This window comes from Agrobacterium sp. 5Ca50, from assembly GCF_055381905.1.
The window spans coordinates 3,133,681-3,152,026 of record NZ_AP026438.1 but is presented as its reverse complement, the minus strand read 5'-3'; the positions used below and the strand labels follow the sequence as shown (position 1 = coordinate 3,152,026).

At 54.2% G+C, this 18,346-nt stretch carries 14 protein-coding genes; 3 read left to right on the top strand and 11 right to left on the bottom strand.

Features of this window, described 5'->3' with window-relative positions; genetic code table 11:
- Positions 1–85: 85 nt before the first annotated feature.
- A complete protein-coding gene (locus tag ACZ5FM_RS15245) occupies positions 86–1,048 on the top strand; it encodes a glycosyltransferase family 32 protein (RefSeq protein WP_464039144.1) in 963 nt (320 codons plus the stop codon).
- On the opposite strand, the gene ACZ5FM_RS15240 is transcribed toward ACZ5FM_RS15245, so the two are convergent.
- From ACZ5FM_RS15240 to ACZ5FM_RS15215, 6 genes are all read right to left on the bottom strand, one after another.
- The gene (locus tag ACZ5FM_RS15240; RefSeq protein WP_464039143.1) at positions 1,040–1,783 is read right to left on the bottom strand and encodes a polysaccharide deacetylase family protein; all 744 of its coding nucleotides are present in this window, start codon (positions 1,781–1,783) and stop codon (positions 1,040–1,042) included. The genes ACZ5FM_RS15245 and ACZ5FM_RS15240 overlap by 9 nt on opposite strands.
- Entirely contained in the window at positions 1,761–2,876 is a 1,116-nt protein-coding gene (locus tag ACZ5FM_RS15235; RefSeq protein ID WP_464039142.1) for a glycosyltransferase family 4 protein, read from the bottom strand. Before ACZ5FM_RS15235 ends, ACZ5FM_RS15240 begins: the two co-directional genes overlap by 23 nt.
- Positions 2,877–2,890: 14 nt before the next feature.
- The gene (locus tag ACZ5FM_RS15230; RefSeq protein ID WP_464039141.1) at positions 2,891–4,606 is read right to left on the bottom strand and encodes an adenylate/guanylate cyclase domain-containing protein; all 1,716 of its coding nucleotides are present in this window, start codon (positions 4,604–4,606) and stop codon (positions 2,891–2,893) included.
- 268 nt (positions 4,607–4,874) lie between these two features.
- Entirely contained in the window at positions 4,875–5,738 is an 864-nt protein-coding gene (locus ACZ5FM_RS15225; RefSeq protein WP_368077670.1) for an MBL fold metallo-hydrolase, read from the bottom strand.
- Between the two features lie 237 nt (positions 5,739–5,975).
- Entirely contained in the window at positions 5,976–6,431 is a 456-nt protein-coding gene (locus ACZ5FM_RS15220; RefSeq protein ID WP_192490361.1) for a cyclic nucleotide-binding domain-containing protein, read from the bottom strand.
- A 46-nt stretch (positions 6,432–6,477) separates the two neighbouring features.
- The gene (locus tag ACZ5FM_RS15215) at positions 6,478–9,204 is read right to left on the bottom strand and encodes an ABC transporter transmembrane domain-containing protein (RefSeq protein WP_464039140.1); all 2,727 of its coding nucleotides are present in this window, start codon (positions 9,202–9,204) and stop codon (positions 6,478–6,480) included.
- Between the two features lie 505 nt (positions 9,205–9,709).
- Here ACZ5FM_RS15215 and ACZ5FM_RS15210 point away from each other — a divergent pair.
- Positions 9,710–11,353, top strand: a complete 1,644-nt coding sequence (locus tag ACZ5FM_RS15210; RefSeq protein ID WP_464039139.1) for an alpha/beta fold hydrolase — start codon at positions 9,710–9,712, stop codon at positions 11,351–11,353.
- Here ACZ5FM_RS15210 and ACZ5FM_RS15205 read toward each other — a convergent pair.
- The 5 genes from ACZ5FM_RS15205 to ACZ5FM_RS15185 are packed head-to-tail and all read right to left on the bottom strand — an operon-like array spanning position 11,350 to position 17,154.
- Positions 11,350–13,794: a glycoside hydrolase family 2 protein gene (locus tag ACZ5FM_RS15205; RefSeq protein ID WP_464039138.1), complete on the bottom strand. Its 2,445-nt coding sequence runs from the start codon at positions 13,792–13,794 to the stop codon at positions 11,350–11,352. The two genes, ACZ5FM_RS15210 and ACZ5FM_RS15205, sit on opposite strands and share 4 nt — an antisense overlap.
- A 23-nt stretch (positions 13,795–13,817) precedes the next feature.
- Positions 13,818–14,804, bottom strand: a complete 987-nt coding sequence (locus ACZ5FM_RS15200) for a DUF1839 family protein (protein WP_464039137.1) — start codon at positions 14,802–14,804, stop codon at positions 13,818–13,820.
- Positions 14,805–14,808: 4 nt separating this feature from the next.
- Positions 14,809–15,717 carry an amino acid--[acyl-carrier-protein] ligase gene (locus tag ACZ5FM_RS15195; protein WP_464039136.1) on the bottom strand — a complete coding sequence of 303 codons (909 nt, stop codon included), beginning with the start codon at positions 15,715–15,717 and terminating at the stop codon, positions 14,809–14,811.
- Between the two features lie 4 nt (positions 15,718–15,721).
- Complete coding sequence (locus tag ACZ5FM_RS15190) at positions 15,722–16,903, bottom strand: acyl-CoA dehydrogenase family protein (RefSeq protein ID WP_464039135.1); 1,182 nt, start codon at positions 16,901–16,903, stop codon at positions 15,722–15,724.
- Positions 16,903–17,154 carry an acyl carrier protein gene (locus tag ACZ5FM_RS15185; protein ID WP_250984328.1) on the bottom strand — a complete coding sequence of 84 codons (252 nt, stop codon included), beginning with the start codon at positions 17,152–17,154 and terminating at the stop codon, positions 16,903–16,905. Before ACZ5FM_RS15185 ends, ACZ5FM_RS15190 begins: the two co-directional genes overlap by 1 nt.
- Before the next feature lie 191 nt (positions 17,155–17,345).
- On the opposite strand from ACZ5FM_RS15185, the gene ACZ5FM_RS15180 reads away from it, so the two are divergent.
- A complete protein-coding gene (locus tag ACZ5FM_RS15180) occupies positions 17,346–18,341 on the top strand; it encodes a P1 family peptidase (RefSeq protein WP_464039134.1) in 996 nt (331 codons plus the stop codon).
- Positions 18,342–18,346: the final 5 nt, after the last annotated feature.

The window sequence follows — 18,346 nt, the reverse complement described above, 5'->3', positions numbered from 1 at the left end:
CGCAGGGCCATTGGTCTGTCTATGCTTGCGTATGGGCAAAAGCGGAATGACGTTACATCGGCATTTGAACGGGACCGAAGGAAACATGGCGGACAAGACCTATTATGACGCTCTGCTCGCCGATGTCAGAAAATTTCAGAAGGAAAATCGCCTTGATGAGGCGAGGTCTCTGCTGCGAGACTTGCAAAAAGAACCAGATAACGGCCTGATGGGTCCCAAAACCGTGTTTGGTCTGCCGCGCAGGCTGCATGCGGCCTTGCTTCGGCAGGCCAAAGTGGAAAAAGACACACTTAAACGCATTGGCTACCAATACACTCTCGTTCCACCACCTGAGGTACTGGCTCCCTATGGTATCTTTGATGTTAGTGGACATCGCGCGCTTGTAGAGGCAAACCGAAAGCCGGTCCCGAAGATCATTCACCAGATCTGGATTGGACCAAAAGAGCTTCCGGTTAGCATCGAGGCGTGGCGTAAACATGCTGAAGATCATGGCTACGAATTCAGGTTGTGGCGCGAAGCCGACATTGGCCGTGAGGGCATTACGGATAATCCGGTCTTTGCCGACATGTTGAAACGCGGAGATTATCCCGGTGCGGTTGACGTGGCTCGTTATGTCATCCTTGAGCGCTTTGGCGGGATCTATCTTGATTGTGACTGGTACCCGGCGCGCGATGATATCAGCTTTCATGACCTGTTGCCGCTGCAGGGCCTGATCGCTTTTGCCGAAGAGGTGCCACGCGATACGGGACGAGGAAGTGTGCTTCTGGCCAACTCATTTATCGCCGCACCGCCACAGCATCCGGTGTTCACCCGTATGCTGACGGCCATTCCGGCGGCGTTACACGATATGCCACGGGCACCAGCCTGGTGGGCAACGGGTCCGTTGCTGTTTACCGTTGTTGCCCGCGCGGCATCGATCTGCCTTGCCGGGGCGGATTTCGTCGCCGGTTCGTTGCCGGACAAGGCACCACTTGATGACGTGCTGGCAGTGCGCGCTGCATTGGATGAAAACTCGTCCGGTCTGCTTATCGCCTGGAAATCATGGTGACAGTGTCGCCATCAGCTGTCGTGAAGCGCGCCAGCTGATGGCCGGATGATTGGCGGTAAGCTCAAACAGCTTTTCCAGAAACGCCCAGGCAACGTTATCATGCACAAGGTGATGGGTCAGAATACCGGTGATACTGCCACTTTGCGGTTCTGATCGCAGCCGCGTGGCGATTTCCTCAAACAGCGCGTCGTGTGGTCGTCCGCCGCCGGTGCCGTGCCAATCCATCAGATCGATATGGGTGTTCAGAAGCGGCAGACTTGCCGGTTTTTTTCGCCCAAACACCGACAGTGTCTGATAGCCGATATCCGGCAATCCATCGACGATACCGTCATCGATCCGGTTCCACGGCGGTACCAGCATGGAGATGAACTGGTCTGGATAGAGGTCGTGCAGCTTTTCAAAGCCGTGGGTCAGTTCGGAGAGAACGATTTGTTTCGGCCTGTGCAGACCGAGTTCGCGTTTTTTCTCAGTTTCTGCCGCGTAATTGCGGTGCGACCAGCCATGAACCGCCACATCAATATGTCGGTAATCCCGCAGATAGGTTGCCAGTTTCGCGCCGGTATGTTGGGGAATCACCGCCAGCGTCAGGGGAATGGCATGCTGCTGCGTCAGACGAACCAGTTTTTCCAGCGCAGCTGTTGGTTCAACCGCGTCGTCATCCCGTAACCACAGATCAACCGATTTGCCCTGACTTGCGAATTCATCCAGTGTTTTACGAAGGGAGATGGCTGTCATCGGTGGTTCCAATATCGTTCGTGAGAATGGTGTTGAGGTTTTGGCTTGCACGATCAAGCGAACGTTCCATCGTTGCGAATAAACGTGCATTACTTGCCAGCGTTTGCCTGTTGTCGTCATGACGCAGCAGATGTTCTATTGCCGCAGCATAGGCATTCACATCATTTGCCGGCGTCAAAAGGCCAGTCTTGCCATGCTGGACTACCTCCGGGACACCGGCTGTGTGTTCTGCTACAACAGGAAGCCCCGCCGCCTGCGCCTCCAGATAGGCCAGGCCATAGGCTTCGCCATGACCCGGCCAAACATAGATGGCGGCATTGGCCAAGATGACTGCGATGTCTTCTGGCTTTTTTTCGCCATGCCAATTGAGACGTGACGGGTCAAACCCATCAAACATAACCTCGACGTTTTTACGCTCCGGACCATCTCCAATGATATCCAGTGTCCAGGGCAGGTTGGGCGGTAGTTGTGCCAGTGCGCTTGCCAGCGCAGCATAGCTTTCCAGCTTGTCGCCAGCGCGCATCATCGCCACCGTTACCAGCCGGAAAGGGTGAGGTGCCGGTTTTTGTGCTAGGAAAATGGCGGGATCGATAAATGGCGGCAGTATCGCCAACCGGGCGTCAGGTGCGGCCGTCAGCAGGCCGTCATGATCGCGTTTCGTAAAGCAAAGATTGACGGTCGCACGCTTTATACCATCCAGCAGACGGCGCTGGTTTTCAGCCCAGTGGCCGATATTGCGCCGGTTTGAATAGGAGGCTTCCGATGTGATGTAGGCAATGCCAAATTCATCACACAGCAAAGGACCAAGCAGGTCCGGCGCCTTGTAGTAGGGATGGTAGCAGAACCAGACGTCCGGTTTGCCACTGGTCTGCCATTGCTGCCTGATCTGGCCAATTTCCTCCTTCGCACTTTGCAGCAAAGTCTCGTAATCGGGGTCGTCGGCACTTCGCAGAAAGCTGCGCAGCTCCGAGACCACAGATACATCATGGCCAGCCATCGACATGGCTTGCATCAGCAAGCGCGCCATCAACCGGTCGCCGGAGGGAACGGGATGATAGGGCGATTTGAGCGGAGCGTAGAAAGCAATTTTCATGATGGAGACTGGATTTACGCCGGAGTTGGCAGGAAACGGGCACTTTCCTGTTCCGAGATAACATAAACGCGCATTTGCGACGACCGTCCGCGCACCGTGATATCGTGTTTTTGCAGATCGCTTATCGGCGCGCCTGACTGGACGATAGCGGGTTCCGAGACCACGATGGTGGCATTCAATTCCTTTGCCACACTTTCCAGGCGGCTCGCGACATTGACCGTGTCGCCGATCGCCGTCAGCGATTTGGCCTGGCCATATCCCATTACGCCGACGATGGATGGGCCGGTATGAACGCCAATGGCAATACGAAGATGTACCGAGAATTCTTTCTCCAGTTCCTCATTCAGACGCTCTATGTCCTGCACGATCGTCGCTGCTGCCCGCATGGCATCCCGGCAGGCGTTTGCCGAATTACCATCGAGACCGAACAGAGCCATTGCGCCATCGCCGATAAATTTGTCCAGCCTGCCACCGGATTGCTCGATGGCTTGGCCAACAATCGCAAAATAGCGGTTGAGCAAGAACACGATGTCATAGGGAAGGCGGGCTTCCGTCAACGTCGTAAAGTTCCGCAGATCACAGAACAGGACAGCAATTTCCTCTTCGCGACCTGGACGGATTGGCTCACTTTCGGCTGGGGCGACCTGCTGGTGGTTTTGTGAAAGAAGCAGTGCAACACGAAGGTTGGACTGTGGTCGCAACTGACAGCCAAGTCGAATATCCTGATCTGCATGGATACGTTGGAGAGTGGCTCTCTCAATATCACCGGGTGGCGGGAGGGGGGCGTCACTTTCGAGAATTCTCACTCGGCAGGTGGAACAGCGACCCCGTCCACCGCAAACCGAATAATGAGAAATGCCATTCAGTCGGCTCGCCTCCAGCAGTGTCATGTCCTTTGGAGCGCGAACCGTTGCGCCATGCTCGTAATGAATATCGATCGATGTCGAGTTCTGCCGCAAAGTGCGTGCGCCACGCAACAGGAACACTGTGCCGACAATGCCGACGAATGTCAGCTGGATGGATTTGACGATGTTGTTGATGTTGTCATCAATGCTTGCCTGCCGAGGGTCTGGACGGTGCAATTCATTAGGAGCAGCAATGATGGGGTTGGGCAAGGCCCTGTAGCTCTGGGCGCTTTCAAGCTCACGTCCGGCACTGCTGAAGCCGAGCAGTGCCATAACCGGTACCAGAACGGCGATTGTCAGGAAATAGGGCGCGACACGCGGATACCAAGAGCGGTATCGCAGCCAGAAAAACAGGCCGATACAGCCATGGCTCCAGATGACAACAACAGCCACGCTTTGCCGTACGCCCGCCACAGGCGCATTGATCCACAGACGGCGGATGACATTCTCATAGGTAATGGGAATGCTATAGAGCATGCTTGAAAATCTGAGACTTGCGGCATGCTCGATAATCAATAGTGGAATGAGAAGCCCGAATATCAGCTGCAGGGCCTCACGCATCGGCATGTTCAAGGTTCTGCGTTTATAAAGCGCATGCAGCACAAGCAGAACATGAGTCAGAACCGCGCCGTAAAAGAGGCTCAGGCTGATGGGGTTCATCCAGACAACAGAGAACCAGCGTTTTCCGTGCTCGGCCGCTTCAATGGAGATCAGGCCAAGCGCGTGATTGAGCAAATGCATGCTCAAAAACGAGAACATAATCAGTCCGCTGAGCAGACGCAGTTTTTGTAGTTGTAGCGATGCAGGAAGATTATCGGAGTTCATCTGCTGTTGCCCGATGATAAACGGTCTTTTGGGTCATGACGGGAACAGAATCTTCCTGGTGTTTCGGTTGCCGTTTGTTGCCCAAAGATGCCGACTTCCTTAGACAGTATGACTGATGGTGTTGAATAGCAAACAGCATTGCTGTGCGCCTCGAATATGAACCGCAGTGAACAGCATAGTGAGGTTATGGTGGCGAAAAAACAGCAGGCACGTTTCATACCTGCCAAATCTGCATCACGGCCCATCACATGATTGGCATTAAAAATACTTAGAGTTCAATGGTCTGCCCATCAAGGGCAGCAAATGCGCCATTAAATTCCAGTCTAGCTTGCGCATCGATCTTGTCGAGATCTTCGTCACTGCGCCACGGAGAGTGATGGATGAAACCGACACGGGAAGCATTGGCAAGTTTTGCCAGACGAATGGCCTGCTGCCAGGACGAGTGCCCATAGCCCTTGAACTGTTGCATTTCATCATCTGTGAAAGAACAGTCGTAGAGGAACAGATCAACATCCTTGATCAGTTCCAGAACATTGGGATCATTGATGCCTGGCGTGTGTTCGGTGTCTGTGATGATGGCCATTGTCCGGCCTGCCCATTCGATACGATAGCCGATGGCGTTACCAGGATGGTTGAGCATGCCGGTCTTGATGACCAGACCCGGTCGAACATCAAGCGTGTCGCCAGCCTTGAAATCCTGTGGGTCGATCTTGGCGCAGCATATGTCGAGCGGTGCCGGAAACCACGGTGGGCTCATGAATTCGTTGAGCATCTGGCGCGTGGTCTTGATGCCCGCCATATGGCCCGACCAGATGGCAACCTTATTGGCCTGATTGAAGAACGGCTTGAAATAGGGGAAGCCGACAATATGGTCGTAGTGACAGTGGGTGAAAAACAAATTTATGTCGGAGACGCCCTCAGCCTTCAGCGACATGCCGGCTGGCATGATGCCCGATCCGGCATCAAAAATGAGAACGTGCTCTCCGCAGCGAACTTCGATGCAGATGGTATTGCCGCCATATTTGGAGAAATTTTCGCCTGATACGGGCAAGGTGCCTCGTGCACCCCATATTTTCACGCGGAATAAGTCTGCACTCTTTTCCCGACTTGTTTCGCCGGAACTCGCTACCATGATCCACCTCTACTCACCACGGTTCCCATGATACTCTGTGTTTCATGGTGCCGTGCCGCAAGCTCCATCCTGATGATGCCCTGCGGTTGAAATGCTGTCTCTTTAATTCAGTCAGCATTTCAGTTTTATTACAACAGAAAATATTCTTCCTTTTTAATTGTTCCGGTTAATTTCTGCCTCAAAGCGCATGTGAACGAAAATATCCGGTCAGGATAGGGTGCGTGTCACGCAATAAACTTAATGTTCGAGCCGTGCTCTTGCCTTGCCCAGCTCCGTTGTGGTGCTCGTAAGACGTTCTGCGAGAACGCGCATGACCTTGATGGTGACATCCGGGAAGTCTGACATCAGCTTGAAGAATTGTTCCTTGCCGATGCGAAGAGCTTCAACCGAGGTTGATGCGCGAACCGTTGCTGTTCTGACACCGTCACACAGAATGGCAATTTCACCGACGATGGCATTGCCGCTCATTTCGGTCAGCTTGATCTGGCCGGACGGCGAATCCACGAGAACATCAACCTTGCCGGTCAGAAGTACGTAAGCGGCATCACCCATATCGCCCTGACGAAACAGATCTTCGCCAGCCATATAGCTCACACGGTCGGATGAAAAAGCGAGAAGCTTCAGCTTGGATGGCTCCATTTCCGAAAAAAACGGAACACGCCGCAGCATCTGTATTTCATCTTTGAAAAGCATTGCCTTGTCCTATCCGGTTCTTTGTCAGCTTTCGGCTGTCATGCGCTTAAGTCGCTACCATCTTTTGGAATATAGCGTTTTCTTCGTTAAGAGTCTCGTATGTTCCATCTGCCGCCAGAGCGCCTTGATTGAAGACAACCACGCGGTCAAACATACGCGTTAGTGAAACATTCGACAAAACCCATATGATCGCTGGCTTGTCATCTTCGCGGTGCAGGAAGGTTATGACGCTCTCAACGATTGCTTCTTGCAGGCGGTGGTCGAGACCTGGCAGCGGGCGATTGAAGATATAATAATCGGAACGTCGTATCAGCGCGCGTGCCAGATTGAGTTTCTGTCTTTGCAGTGGCGACAGACGTTTTCCGCCCGCACCGACATTAAAGTTCAAACCAACTGCCAGAACACGTTCATAAAGACCTTGATCATGCAGCACATTCGCGACGATGCTGCGAATACGTCGCGATGCATCTGTATGGCGGTGGCTTATCTTGCCAAATAGAATGTTATCCAGCAGGCTTGTAGAGCTTAGATAGCGATCCGGGTCATAAAGTTCAATGAGACTGCGCAAGTCGTCCGGCAGGCCATCATGGAACTGGTGACGTACCTCAACGATCTGCTTCATCAGATCAGGTGTCAGCAAACCGAAACGATGGCGTGGTTCGATGTAGAAAAAGCTCAAACGCAGCATGGCGCGTTTTTCAGCGTCAGTTGCGCCGTTGTATTTGTCTTCCCCAACGTTTTGCAGACGCTGCAGTATCTGCTGATAAGCCGGAATTTCTTCCGCCGTCAGGAAGGTCACCTGCTGGAAGAACGGGTGGTCTGCCGGCAGATCGCCGAAGATTTCGATCAGGTTTTCAGCAATCGTGTAGCCCATGTCGAACAGCGTGCGTGACAGGCCGGTTTCGATCATCAAGTTGCGGAAATACTCACTCTCGACAATCGTGCGGCCTGTCAGGGTGGTATCACGCATAGTGCCGAACAGCAGGTTTTCACCAACCGTTGCTTCCGTGTTGTAGCTTTCCAGCTCAAACGGCACGATGATGTTGCTGAGATTTTCCCGCTGCAATTCGCCACGCAAGGCCTGACGCATTTCAACAATACGGGCAGCAAGATGCAGGTCAGACAGCGGGTCGATGGATGAGCGAAGCGCAAACTCGAGAATATCGGACGAAAGCTGAACTTTCTCGAGAACCGTGAACATGTCATGCGCCAGGCTGCCCGGCTTATCACTGCCGCTAGGTGTGGATTCGTAATCGATCCAGTCTCCGCGCAGATCCATGTCGGTGTTACCGGCAAGCTTGGCTTCCAGAATTTCCCATTTGCGGGTGTCCGCTTCCTTGCCAACATAGGACTTCGACTTCAGCGGGGCATGTTTGAGACCGTAAAGCAGGTTGTCCTTCAGGCCGCCGTGGAAGAAATAGGTGTCGGAAGAGACATAGGAAATGCGCCGCCCAGTCGTTGATTCGGGTATTTCGAGTATGTCGTCCGAAGCGATACAGATCTTGCCGCTGGCGGGACGAATGGTGCGTCCAATTGCTTCGGCAAGTGCTTCAGCCGCCGCCCCGCCGACAATGGCGATTTTTTCGCCGCGCTCGATACTAAGAGAGGTGGGCTCGAGAATGCGCGCACCGCTGTCGTCATCAAGCACCAGCTTGTCGATGGTGATGGCAGCTGTCAGCGTGCCGGCCGCCGCGAGTGAAACGGTCTGGATTTCCGGCGGGATCATGTTCGACGAATCGAATTGTTCGATGACCTGCTCGTATTTGACCTGCACATCCTGGCGTGCCTGATCCCAGTCGATCAGCTCCTTGAGCGGTCCCGGCAGTTCCTTATAGGCGTTGATGACGGCAACCAGCTGACCGACGTCAAGGCTACCCTTGAGGGTCAGATAACCGCCGATAGCGTAGAAAAAGAACGGTGTCAGCTGTGCCAGGAAGTTGTTGATGAACTTGACCAGAAACTTCCACTGGTAGAGGTCATAACGAATCCTGAAAATCTCACCAAGCCGATGGGCAGCGTCGGCGCGTTCATAATTCGATGTGTCGTAGGCATGGATTGTGCCAATGCCATCAACGATTTCACCAATGCGGCCGGCCAGAAGACGGGCGCTCAACTGGCGCTGACGACCCAAATCGATAAGGCGGCGGCGCATCTTTGGAATGATGCCGACCTGTATCGCGGCCATAAAAGCAGCAATCAGTCCGAGCCATAGGTTCTGTACGAGGATGAAGAACAGCGCCGAAAATGCCTGTCCGCCAAGAAGGGCGGGCTGCACGAAGGCGTCGCCGGTAAAACCACCCAGCGGCTCCACTTCGTCTTTCACCATACTGGATATTTCCGACCCCTTCACTCGCTTGAAGTGAGAAGGCGGAAAACGAAGAATACGGTCTATCAAGTCAAAACGAATGCGGCGAAGCAGGCGCTCGCCAAGGCGGCCCTTGAACGTATTGATGTAATATTTGAACAGACCGTTGATGATGACGAGGACGAGGAAGGTAAAACTCAACCCCATAAGGGTCATCATTCGGTTGAGTTCGACGCCGGGAAAAAGCGTCACGGTACCCCAGAATGGAAGATCGACTTCCAGATGCATGAACAGCTGGGTGGCGTTTACGCCTTCAAACCCGCCGCCCTGAATCGGACCGTTGACAATCTGCTTTGGCAGATCAAAAGACAGGAAGTATGGAATCATCGACAGGGCGACGATGAACAAAATCCAGAGTTGCTGCCGCCTGGTGTGGGTCCAGATATAGCGGGCGAGGCTTTTTTCCATGTATGCTTAAATGCCCTGTCGGAGTGAAGGTGACTATAATTTATGCCTTGGGTGGCGTCAAAGCCATCCTCGCAAACATGTGAGCTTTATTGGTTGAGGAAATAGGTTCTGAGCGGTGAGATTGCCAGAGCAAGATATTATTCTCGGTGAACTAACTGCGATGCTGATTAACTGCAAGCGTGACGCGGTTCAAATTTATGTAAGCGACCGGCGTGATGATTTGCGTGCATATTACCCTAAGATTCGCGCCAAGGTTTTATGCTTTGAAAAAACACACTATGCAATGTGCTAATATTTAAGCTATTTGCGGCAAGGTATGTGGAAATCAGAGCGGTACGGTTTGGATATGGTAGACACCTCACAGATCAAGACTGATCTTCCTCAGAATATTGATATTCAAGCGAAAAGCAGGCTGCTTGTTTCCTATGCCGCGAGGCCGGTGGTTTTTTCGCGGTGCGCAGGCATTTTTCATTTTCCCGATGAAAACAATCTCACGGATACGGCTGTGCTTTTCCTCAGTCCTTGGGGAATGGAAGAACTGTGCACGCGCAAACTGCAGCGTATCATGGCGGAGCGCCTGTCGGACGTCGGCATCGCAAGTCTGCGTTTTGATTATCCGGGCACGGGTGATTCCCTTGATCCTGATGGCAGCGATGCGGGTGCTGAGGTCTGGACCCAAAGTGTTGTGGATGCTGCCCAAACCCTTCGAGCTTCATCCGGCTGCCGGAAACTGGTGGTGATCGCGCAGGGCCTTGGTTGCATCATGGCCTGCGAAGCCTTGACGAAAGCGGGTAAAATAGACGCGTTGGTCATGATGGCGCCGGTTGTTTCCGGTCGCAACTATCTGCGTGAAACAGCCATGTGGTCTTCAATGATCGATGATGGTCTTGGTTTGCCTGCAGATCAGCGGTTGAAAGATCCCGGTTCCATTGCTGGTCTTCTGATGCCGGCTGGCGTTGCGGATGCGATCAAAAAAATCAATCTGCTCAAGCTTGAAACCATCCCGTCCTCCGATTGTCTTTTTGTGACGCGGCCCGAGCGTATTGCCGAGGATGACCTTCTCAAACATTTCAAGGCTTTGGGTGCCAAAGCCGACGCTATTGCGTTTGCCGGATATGATGCGCTGGTGTCCTCTCCAACCCAATCCATCATTCCCGATGGTCTCGTCGAGAATATTGTCTCCTGGGTGAAGGAGCGGTCAGACCCTTGCGCTGATCGACCTCACCATTTACGGCAACCTCAGAACGCGGTGCTTGATGGTGCCGGATTTGCCGAGACGCCGGTTCAATTTGGTGAGAGGGGCCGTCTGTTTGGTGTGGTGTGTCAACCGCTTGGCCAGCCGCAAGGCGCCAATGTCGTCTTCCTCAACTCAGCCTATGACCGCCATTCCGGCTGGGGACGGCTTACTGCGCGCATGGCGCGTGATTTGGCGAAAGAGGGCATAACCTCCTTGCGATTTGACGGCGCGAATATTGCCGACAGTCCACCGCTGCCGGGCGTTCCGCAACAGGTTCTCTATGAAGAGGCGCAAAATATCGACGTGATTGAAGCGGTCGATTTCATGCAAAGCCGCGGCAAGGGACCTGTGATTGCTGCAGGACGGTGCAGTGGTGCGTTTGTGGCCTTTAGCAGTGCACTGGCCGATGGGCGCATCAGGGGTGCCATCGTGGTGAATGCGGATTGTTTCCGCTGGGAGAAAGGGCGGTCTGTCGAGGACAGCCTTGATCATAAACCGCGGTCGTTTGGCGAATATCGCGAACGCATGTTGAACCGGGGCACCTTTACCCGGATCCTGAAGGGTGAAGTGGATTTGCCGAGTGCTGCCATTAACATTGCCAAGGCGGTCGGCAAACAGATTGGCGTCAGGACGGCACGCCTGTTCCGCTCACATGATGAGTTTGGTCGTTCGGTCTATGCGGCGTTTGATACTTTGAAGGCCCAGAAAACTCAGGTGGCGCTTCTCTACAGCGAAAATGATGCCGGACTTGATCACTTCAATTATTACTTTGATGTGAGCGGGCGGGGGCTGAAGGCCTACCCCAATGTGTCCTTCGCAATCATACCAAATGCAGATCACAATCTTTCGCCGGAACATGCGCGCAAGATTTATCTCGACAAGGTCAGGGAATTGGCGCTGGCGGAGGATTAAAACCGCAGTGTCTGTTTTGAGGACAATGTGGTGATTTCACCCGATGGCAGCATTTCGTCATCGCTTCTGGCGATTAGTTCAATCGTCTTGGCGGCACCCGGCGCGAGATGGAACCAGTCGTCCGAGGGACGGAAATTATCAACCTGAACATGAACGGACTGTGCAAGCCGATTGGTTGTCAGTTTTAGACACCAGTTTCCGTTGTCGTTTCTCAGCGGATGGACTTGGATATCGGACGCGTGCATCGCCCGTGACCGGCCCAGCGGGAAATGAAACGCTTCTGACATGACCTCCTCGTCAGCAGCATTTTTGAGCCGCGCTACAGTGACATCATGGGACGGCGGACCGAAGCGATAGCCATAGGTCGTATCAAAAAATGCCCCGAACAGATCGCTCGCTGCGATGGTTGTGGTCTGTCTTGCAGCAAGATGTAACTCTCGCCGTGCGCTTACGACCGGCTGGCTGCCATCTCTCAGGCAGGTCAGTTCAACAATCAAATCCTGCGCAGCTGAGGTCTCGTTGATGACGTGGACGTCCAGGCCATTGGTGCCTTCATCGCTCAACAGCAGTTGTACCGGGCGGAATGCTCTTTTCAGACCATACCAAGCCGGTTTTGGTTCGCCGGTTGCGTCAATCACGCCCCAGCCGGCACCCGGCATCAGGTCTTGCAATGTCCAGACGAGGGCACCGTTGCAGGATGAACCGGGCCGGCGCCATTTAGCAAATGTCGCCTCCATCACGTCAGCGGTGACGGCGCGGGAGTAGTCGAGATAACGGCTGGGATCTTCACGGCGCAATCGGTTTGGAACGACGTCATAAAGCTCTGTCACGTAATGCTCACGGATATCTTCAAAATCCCAGGATGCGCTGCGGTCACGGGGAACCTGCTTTTTCCATGTGGGGTCAATCACCGCTGGCACCGAGAGATGCCGATCGAGAATCTGTTGTTGCGGCACGTTGGAAAATGCTAGGCATTCGGCTGCAAAACGTACATTGGCGCGCCGGGCATCGTCCAAAGGACGGCAGTACGCACCGACACCGTAATAATGGGCTATTCCAGCATTCGGGTAAAACGGTAGTGCACCGCCGCTCGGTGAATTGGCAACAAATGGCACATCAGGACGTTGGCGGGTTGCCAGTTCCGGCAGGATTTCCTGTGTTAGTGGGCCATTCCAGATTGTTTCCGGCAGGCCAAGCATGGCGCCTTGCTGGTGCATTTCACTGCCGCCGCACAGGATGGTCAGCGAGGGAGACAAGGCCGTTCCCGCAAGAAATTGCGACACTTCAGTTTTGACATGCTCGCAAAATGTCTCATCCTTTGCCGGATAATCAAAATTCGCAAACATCAGATCCTGCCAGACCATCAGGCCCAATTCGTCGCAGAGTTTGAAGAATTCAGGCGTTTCATAGGTCATGGTTCCGCCGATGCGGATCATGTTCATGCCGGCATCTGCGGCAAGTTTAAGCCATGGTTCGTAATCAGCGCGCGCTCCGGGAAGCCGGACAATATCGGCATTGGTCCATACGGCGCCACGGCAGAAGATGCGCTCACCATTTATCTTGATGGTAAAGTCATTGCCGTCAGAACCGCTATCGACCTCAATGCGGCGAAACCCCGTCTGACCCAGAGGGTATGTTTCGCCACCGAACTTCAGTGTGACGTCATGCAGTTGCGGTGTGCCATGCGTGTGTGGCCACCATTGCGCAACGCTGGGAATGGTCAACTGGCCAGCGATATCGCCGTCGTCGTTCTGTTGCAGCGTCAGCGAATGATCGGCACAATGAACTGAAATCGTATCAGTGCGGTTTTGCAGTTTGAAGGCGATCGAGAGAAGGCCATCACCTTTGTCTGAAAGGTCGGATCTGAGCACCAGATCCTTGATTGCCTGCTCGGCGGGGCGCGAATAGCTGATTGGCCGCCAAGGACCTACGGCGTGGATCTCCGGGCACCAGCCGGGCATATAACCGAGCGCCGTGGTTCTGATTAGCCGTAACCCTTGTGTGTTCATCATTTGCGCCCGCCAACGCGCCCTTGGTCCCTTGCGGGCAAGGTGTGGCGCGAGGGCGCGAAAACATATCGCCAAATTGTCGTTACCGCTCAAATGGACGGAAACATCGTGACTTTCAAACATGCTTTCGGATGACAGGATCAGCGTGTCGTTCAGAAACACCTCTGCCACGGTGGCAAGGCCAGCAAAGTGCAGCATGACATCAGCCGGCTCATCAGTTTTCAGGGCAAGCCTGTACCACGCATCCTGCTTATCAAGTGGATGCGGGTTGTTTCGGTCGAACAGGCCGGCATTTTCCAGCGCTTCGGCAACGGTGCCGGGAACACATGCCGTGATCTGCTGTGTCTCTGCGGAAATGTCCGATGGTTTTTCGAAAGCGTTGGCAGGTGTGGTCGTCAGCATCCATCCATCTGAAAGGAGGGTATGAATCATGCTTTCAGTCAGGATTGGGGGTGTCACGCTGCCTCGCTTGCCGCACCAACGGATCTTGTCAGATCCTGCATCAGCAAATCCCAGGCATCGACTGCAGGATCAAGGACGGTGATGAGAGCATCAAATTTACGGCGGGTAATGGCGCGAGCAAGCTGGAATTGCACAGTCTTGGAGATTTCTGCGATGCGCAGCGCATGTTGTTGTGCTTCGCCAAAACGGACTTCTCCACCCAGCCATTGTAGGTGGCTGGCGGTCAGTTCGAAGTTGGCGCCAAGCTGCCGCAGGGTATTGAACGCGTATTTGTGGAAAAAGCCGAATGGCCTGTCAGCCATCGCTTCAACCTGCGCAGGGAATACCTTGGCAAAAGCCCGGACCGGATTTTTGGACGGACGCCGCGCAAAGTGGTGTCGCAGCAGCTGCTCGGCAACCGTGCGAATATGATGCTGCGAAACAGGTGCGTCCGGAAATTTTGCAAATTCCGTATAGGGCAGAAAGGGTGGTGCAGTCTCTTCAAGATGATGCTGGAACAGCCCTGAGAAATCATCGCCCTCAAGGTGGAAGAAACCGGCATTGTGGAAATAATCGAGAGAGCGGTTTTTGACGTCGAGCCGGTTTATCGCAACGGTGGTCTTGCCATGCTCCTTGCCATAACCGACCCCCTGGGTATCCGGCATGTAGAAGCTGTCCATTTCCAGCAGGCACAGACGGCCACGCTCAATCTGGGTCAGCACATGATTTTCCACGTTATCGAATATCGCAAGTTCGGTCACGCGGATCCCGAAGAGCGCCTCAAGATCCTCAAGGGGCACCTTGAAGAAGGTGAACTGGTCTCCTTCGAAGTCTTGCGACAGGGTAAAACCGAGCATGGCTTCCGGTGGCAGGCCAGCGGCTGACAAGACCTCGATCCACAGATCGACATAACAATTGGTTTCCGGCCACATGCGCTCGGACGCGTGCAGCGGATGCTGGATGTAACCATCCGGATTTATAGCCGGAAAAACCTTTGTCATGTCATCAGCCCCAGAGCGTTTCACGAACCGTTGCTGGCCACTCCTGAACGTCGAGACCATGTTTGGCGAACAAAGCAAGCGCAATACGCTCCAGTCCGAAGCCGACACAGGCGGTGTGCGCAACTTGTCCATTGTCGAGGTTGAGCCCCCATTTCGTGCCGAATGCATCCTGATGGTAATTGAAGCTCATGCAGGCAGTCTTGCTGGTGGCCGAGGTAACCGGGATTAGCAGTTCGAATTTCAGGTTCTGGTCGCGCTGGTTGTTGGCCAGCATTTTGCCAGCACGGCCAAAGAACGGATCGTTAGCAACGTCGATTTCAACGTCCAGGCCAACGGCTTCCATCATTTTCACGCCGCGATCCATCCAGGTCTGACGGAAATCGGTCACGTCTTTTTCAGTGCCCATACGGACATATTCGCGCATGCGGAACAGTTGCTGACGGGCTGGGTCCTTGGAGGGCTCATGCCGGAAACAATAGGACTGAATGTCGTAGAGACCGCCGTCTTTCGGCAGGTTTCCACGCTTGGCGATGCTGGGGTAGAGCGGATAGCAGGCCGCCGGGGTCAAGACGATATCGGTCGCCTTCTGTTCCTTTGTCCAGTCATCACCCTCATCCATGCATTTCAGCAGGTTGATGTGATCCAGTTCACAGCCGCAGAACGAATGAACCGTGCCCGCCAGCTGCGGGAAACTCTTCATGTAGCCGCTTTTTTCAAAATGGGCGCGGTTGATACCGGGCGGAAAACGAATGGCCTCCGCACCATCAATGCCGCCGGTGCGGTCAATCAAACGTTCAAAAGCGGTGATGACATCCTCGAACTGGCCGCTGCGGCCATAGAGACCATCAACGCCCGTATCAATCAGCAGGCCCTTCTCGAAGAGACGGTCCAGAAATGAGGTTTGCATATCCATTTTTTTATCCCAACAGGCTGGTGTCTTGCTTGTGAACAAGCAACAGATTTGCCGTATTGCCCAGAATACGATCGTTCGAGATCATCAATTGTGCGGAATGCGCATCGCGCAGATGGCGTCCGACACTATAGGGCGTACCGTTTTTGTAACCCATGATGCCGCAGATCAGCAGGGCATGGTTGATGATGTCGAGTATGGTCTCCGACGAGCAGATCTTCACATTGTTCATGGTGACCGCAAAACCCATGGACATCAGTGCGTCAGGGTCTTTTTTGGTCTCGGCATAGGCTCTAAGGCCGGCAATGACGTTAGAGCGAACCGTTTGCAGTTTGCTCGATACCTCTGCCAGCCGGATGGCGCCGGGCGGTACGATGCCGGGCGAACGGCGTGCTGCGGCGCGGACAAAGCTTTGTGCCCGCATGACGGCGTCGGCTGCGATGCCGTGCCAGACGGCACTCCACAACAAGTGGGAGGTGGCCAACATGGACTGGGCGGCGATTTCGGCAAAAGGCTTGGCAAATATCTGTACGGCAGGCGCTTCTGCCTTGAACAGGAAGCCATCCGAACAGGTGCCACGCATGCCGAGCGTGTCCCAGACATGGGTTTTTTCCAGGGAGTACTGATCTTTCAAAAAGACCGTCATCACCTGATCGGAAGAACTGGCATCTGCATGGGCACGGGATGTGACGAGGATAGCATCGGCGTCACTGCCATAGGAAATAACTGTCGCGTCTTTTTGCAAGCGGCAAATCGTTCCCTCGCGCTCAATGGCGCAGATGGAATTGCGCAGGTTTCCGCCGATACCGCCTTCGGTGGTTGCTGAGCCAAGCAGCAGTTGTTCTGCCGCGATACGGCGCATGAATTGTGTATGCCATTCACTTTCTTCGCCATGTTCCACAAGGCTGGATGCCTTGATCTGGTGCATGGCAAAAATCATGGCGACGGCCGAGCACGCGTGCCCGAGTGTCGAGCAAACCTCGGCAATCTGTTCAAGGGAGGCGCCTTCGCCACCCAGATGAACCGGAATCTGAACGCCAAGCAGCCGTTCGGCTTTCAGCGCTTCAACGGCTTCCTTGGGAAAACGTCCGGCATGATCGACATCATCGGCGTGTTTGGCCGCAATAACTGCCACCCGCGCAGTCCGGGCTGCAAGCGCGGTTTCCGGCAGGGCAACAGAAACGTTCATCAGGCTGCCTCTTGGTCCTTGAGAATAAGTGTCACTGTGTCTTCGATAGCCTTGATGCTCGCAAAGGATTTGCGGTTCAAAAGATTATCAGGGAATTCGATATCGAATGCTTCTTCAATTCCAAGCATCAGCTGAACTGAAGCGAAAGAAGAAAGCCCGGCTGCGTAAAGATCAGCTTCATCGGCAATCGTATCAACGGAAACCGGCAACTGGCCGAACTTTGACAGTATTTCACGGATCTTCGCGTTCATCTCGACTGTATCTCCCTTCAAACTTCTGGATATCCTAGTCATTTGGATAATACTGAAAACATAAGATTCACCTAAACCATTAGGTTAATTGCTGATAACCATGCAGCCAAACAGGGGAATTTCAGACCGGCTGTCGACCCGTATATTGATGTTACAGGGTGGTGCAGTGTCGCTGAGACAAGGAGCATATCATGGCGCAATTGCAGAATTTGCTGACGGATGTAGCAGGTGTCCGTGTCGGGCATGCTACGGACCTCGCGCTTGGGTCCGGCGTCACGGCGATTGTTTTTGACCAACCGGCTGTTGCGTCCGGTTCGGTTCTCGGCGGTGCGCCGGGTGGCCGTGATACCGATCTGCTCAATCCGGCAATGACCGTTGAAACTGTTGATGCTTTTGTGTTGTCGGGTGGCTCTGCATTCGGATTGGATGCGGCGGGTGGCGTGCAGGCGGGTTTACGTGAACAGGGGCGCGGTCTGCAGGTTGGCACGACAAGGGTGCCGATTGTTCCGCAGGCTATCCTGATGGACCTGCTCAATGGTGGTAACAAGGATTGGGGCCGGCATTCGCCCTATCGCGACATGGGTTATGCGGCCTTCACGGCTGCTGACGACAAGGCGTTTTCGCTGGGAACGGTTGGTGCTGGCACAGGTGCGACCACTGCGACCTTTAAGGGTGGTCTTGGCTCGGCAAGTGCGGTGACGTCAGGTGGATATGTGGTTGCGGCACTGGTTGCCGTCAACGCGCTCGGCTCAGCAACGGTCGGCGATGGTCCGTACTTTTGGGCAGCACCGTTTGAGCAGGCGGGTGAATTTGGCAACAGGGGGTTTCCAGGCGGCTTTTCAGCGTCTGATACTGCTATGCGCTTGAAAGGTGTTACCCTGACGGCAACCACCATTGGTGCCGTTGTCACGGACGCGACGCTGAGCAAGGCGCAGGCCCATCGTCTGTCGATCTTGGCCCATGACGGCCTGGCACGGGCCGTATTACCAGCGCATCTTTCCAGTGATGGCGACACAATGTTTGCCGCGGCCACTGGCTTGAAACCGCTGGAAACCGGTGTTCATTTTGCCGAGATTTGTCATCTTGCCGGCATTGTCATGGCTCGTGCGATTGCCCGGGGCATCTATGAAGCGACGGCGTTGCCAGTTGCCGGGGCGCAACCGGCCTGGCGTGACCGGTTTGCCTGAAACCG

Coding starts and splice junctions, on each gene's coding strand:
- ACZ5FM_RS15225 (WP_368077670.1), bottom strand. CDS start 5,738: ATGGTAGCGAGTTCCGGCGAAACAAGTCGGGAAAAGAGTGCAGACTTA.
- ACZ5FM_RS15180 (WP_464039134.1), top strand. CDS start 17,346: ATGGCGCAATTGCAGAATTTGCTGACGGATGTAGCAGGTGTCCGTGTC.
- ACZ5FM_RS15220 (WP_192490361.1), bottom strand. CDS start 6,431: ATGCTTTTCAAAGATGAAATACAGATGCTGCGGCGTGTTCCGTTTTTT.
- ACZ5FM_RS15195 (WP_464039136.1), bottom strand. CDS start 15,717: ATGGATATGCAAACCTCATTTCTGGACCGTCTCTTCGAGAAGGGCCTG.
- ACZ5FM_RS15240 (WP_464039143.1), bottom strand. CDS start 1,783: ATGACAGCCATCTCCCTTCGTAAAACACTGGATGAATTCGCAAGTCAG.
- ACZ5FM_RS15190 (WP_464039135.1), bottom strand. CDS start 16,903: ATGAACGTTTCTGTTGCCCTGCCGGAAACCGCGCTTGCAGCCCGGACT.
- ACZ5FM_RS15245 (WP_464039144.1), top strand. CDS start 86: ATGGCGGACAAGACCTATTATGACGCTCTGCTCGCCGATGTCAGAAAA.
- ACZ5FM_RS15205 (WP_464039138.1), bottom strand. CDS start 13,794: ATGATTCATACCCTCCTTTCAGATGGATGGATGCTGACGACCACACCT.
- ACZ5FM_RS15215 (WP_464039140.1), bottom strand. CDS start 9,204: ATGGAAAAAAGCCTCGCCCGCTATATCTGGACCCACACCAGGCGGCAG.
- ACZ5FM_RS15200 (WP_464039137.1), bottom strand. CDS start 14,804: ATGACAAAGGTTTTTCCGGCTATAAATCCGGATGGTTACATCCAGCAT.
- ACZ5FM_RS15235 (WP_464039142.1), bottom strand. CDS start 2,876: ATGAAAATTGCTTTCTACGCTCCGCTCAAATCGCCCTATCATCCCGTT.
- ACZ5FM_RS15230 (WP_464039141.1), bottom strand. CDS start 4,606: ATGAACTCCGATAATCTTCCTGCATCGCTACAACTACAAAAACTGCGT.
- ACZ5FM_RS15185 (WP_250984328.1), bottom strand. CDS start 17,154: ATGAACGCGAAGATCCGTGAAATACTGTCAAAGTTCGGCCAGTTGCCG.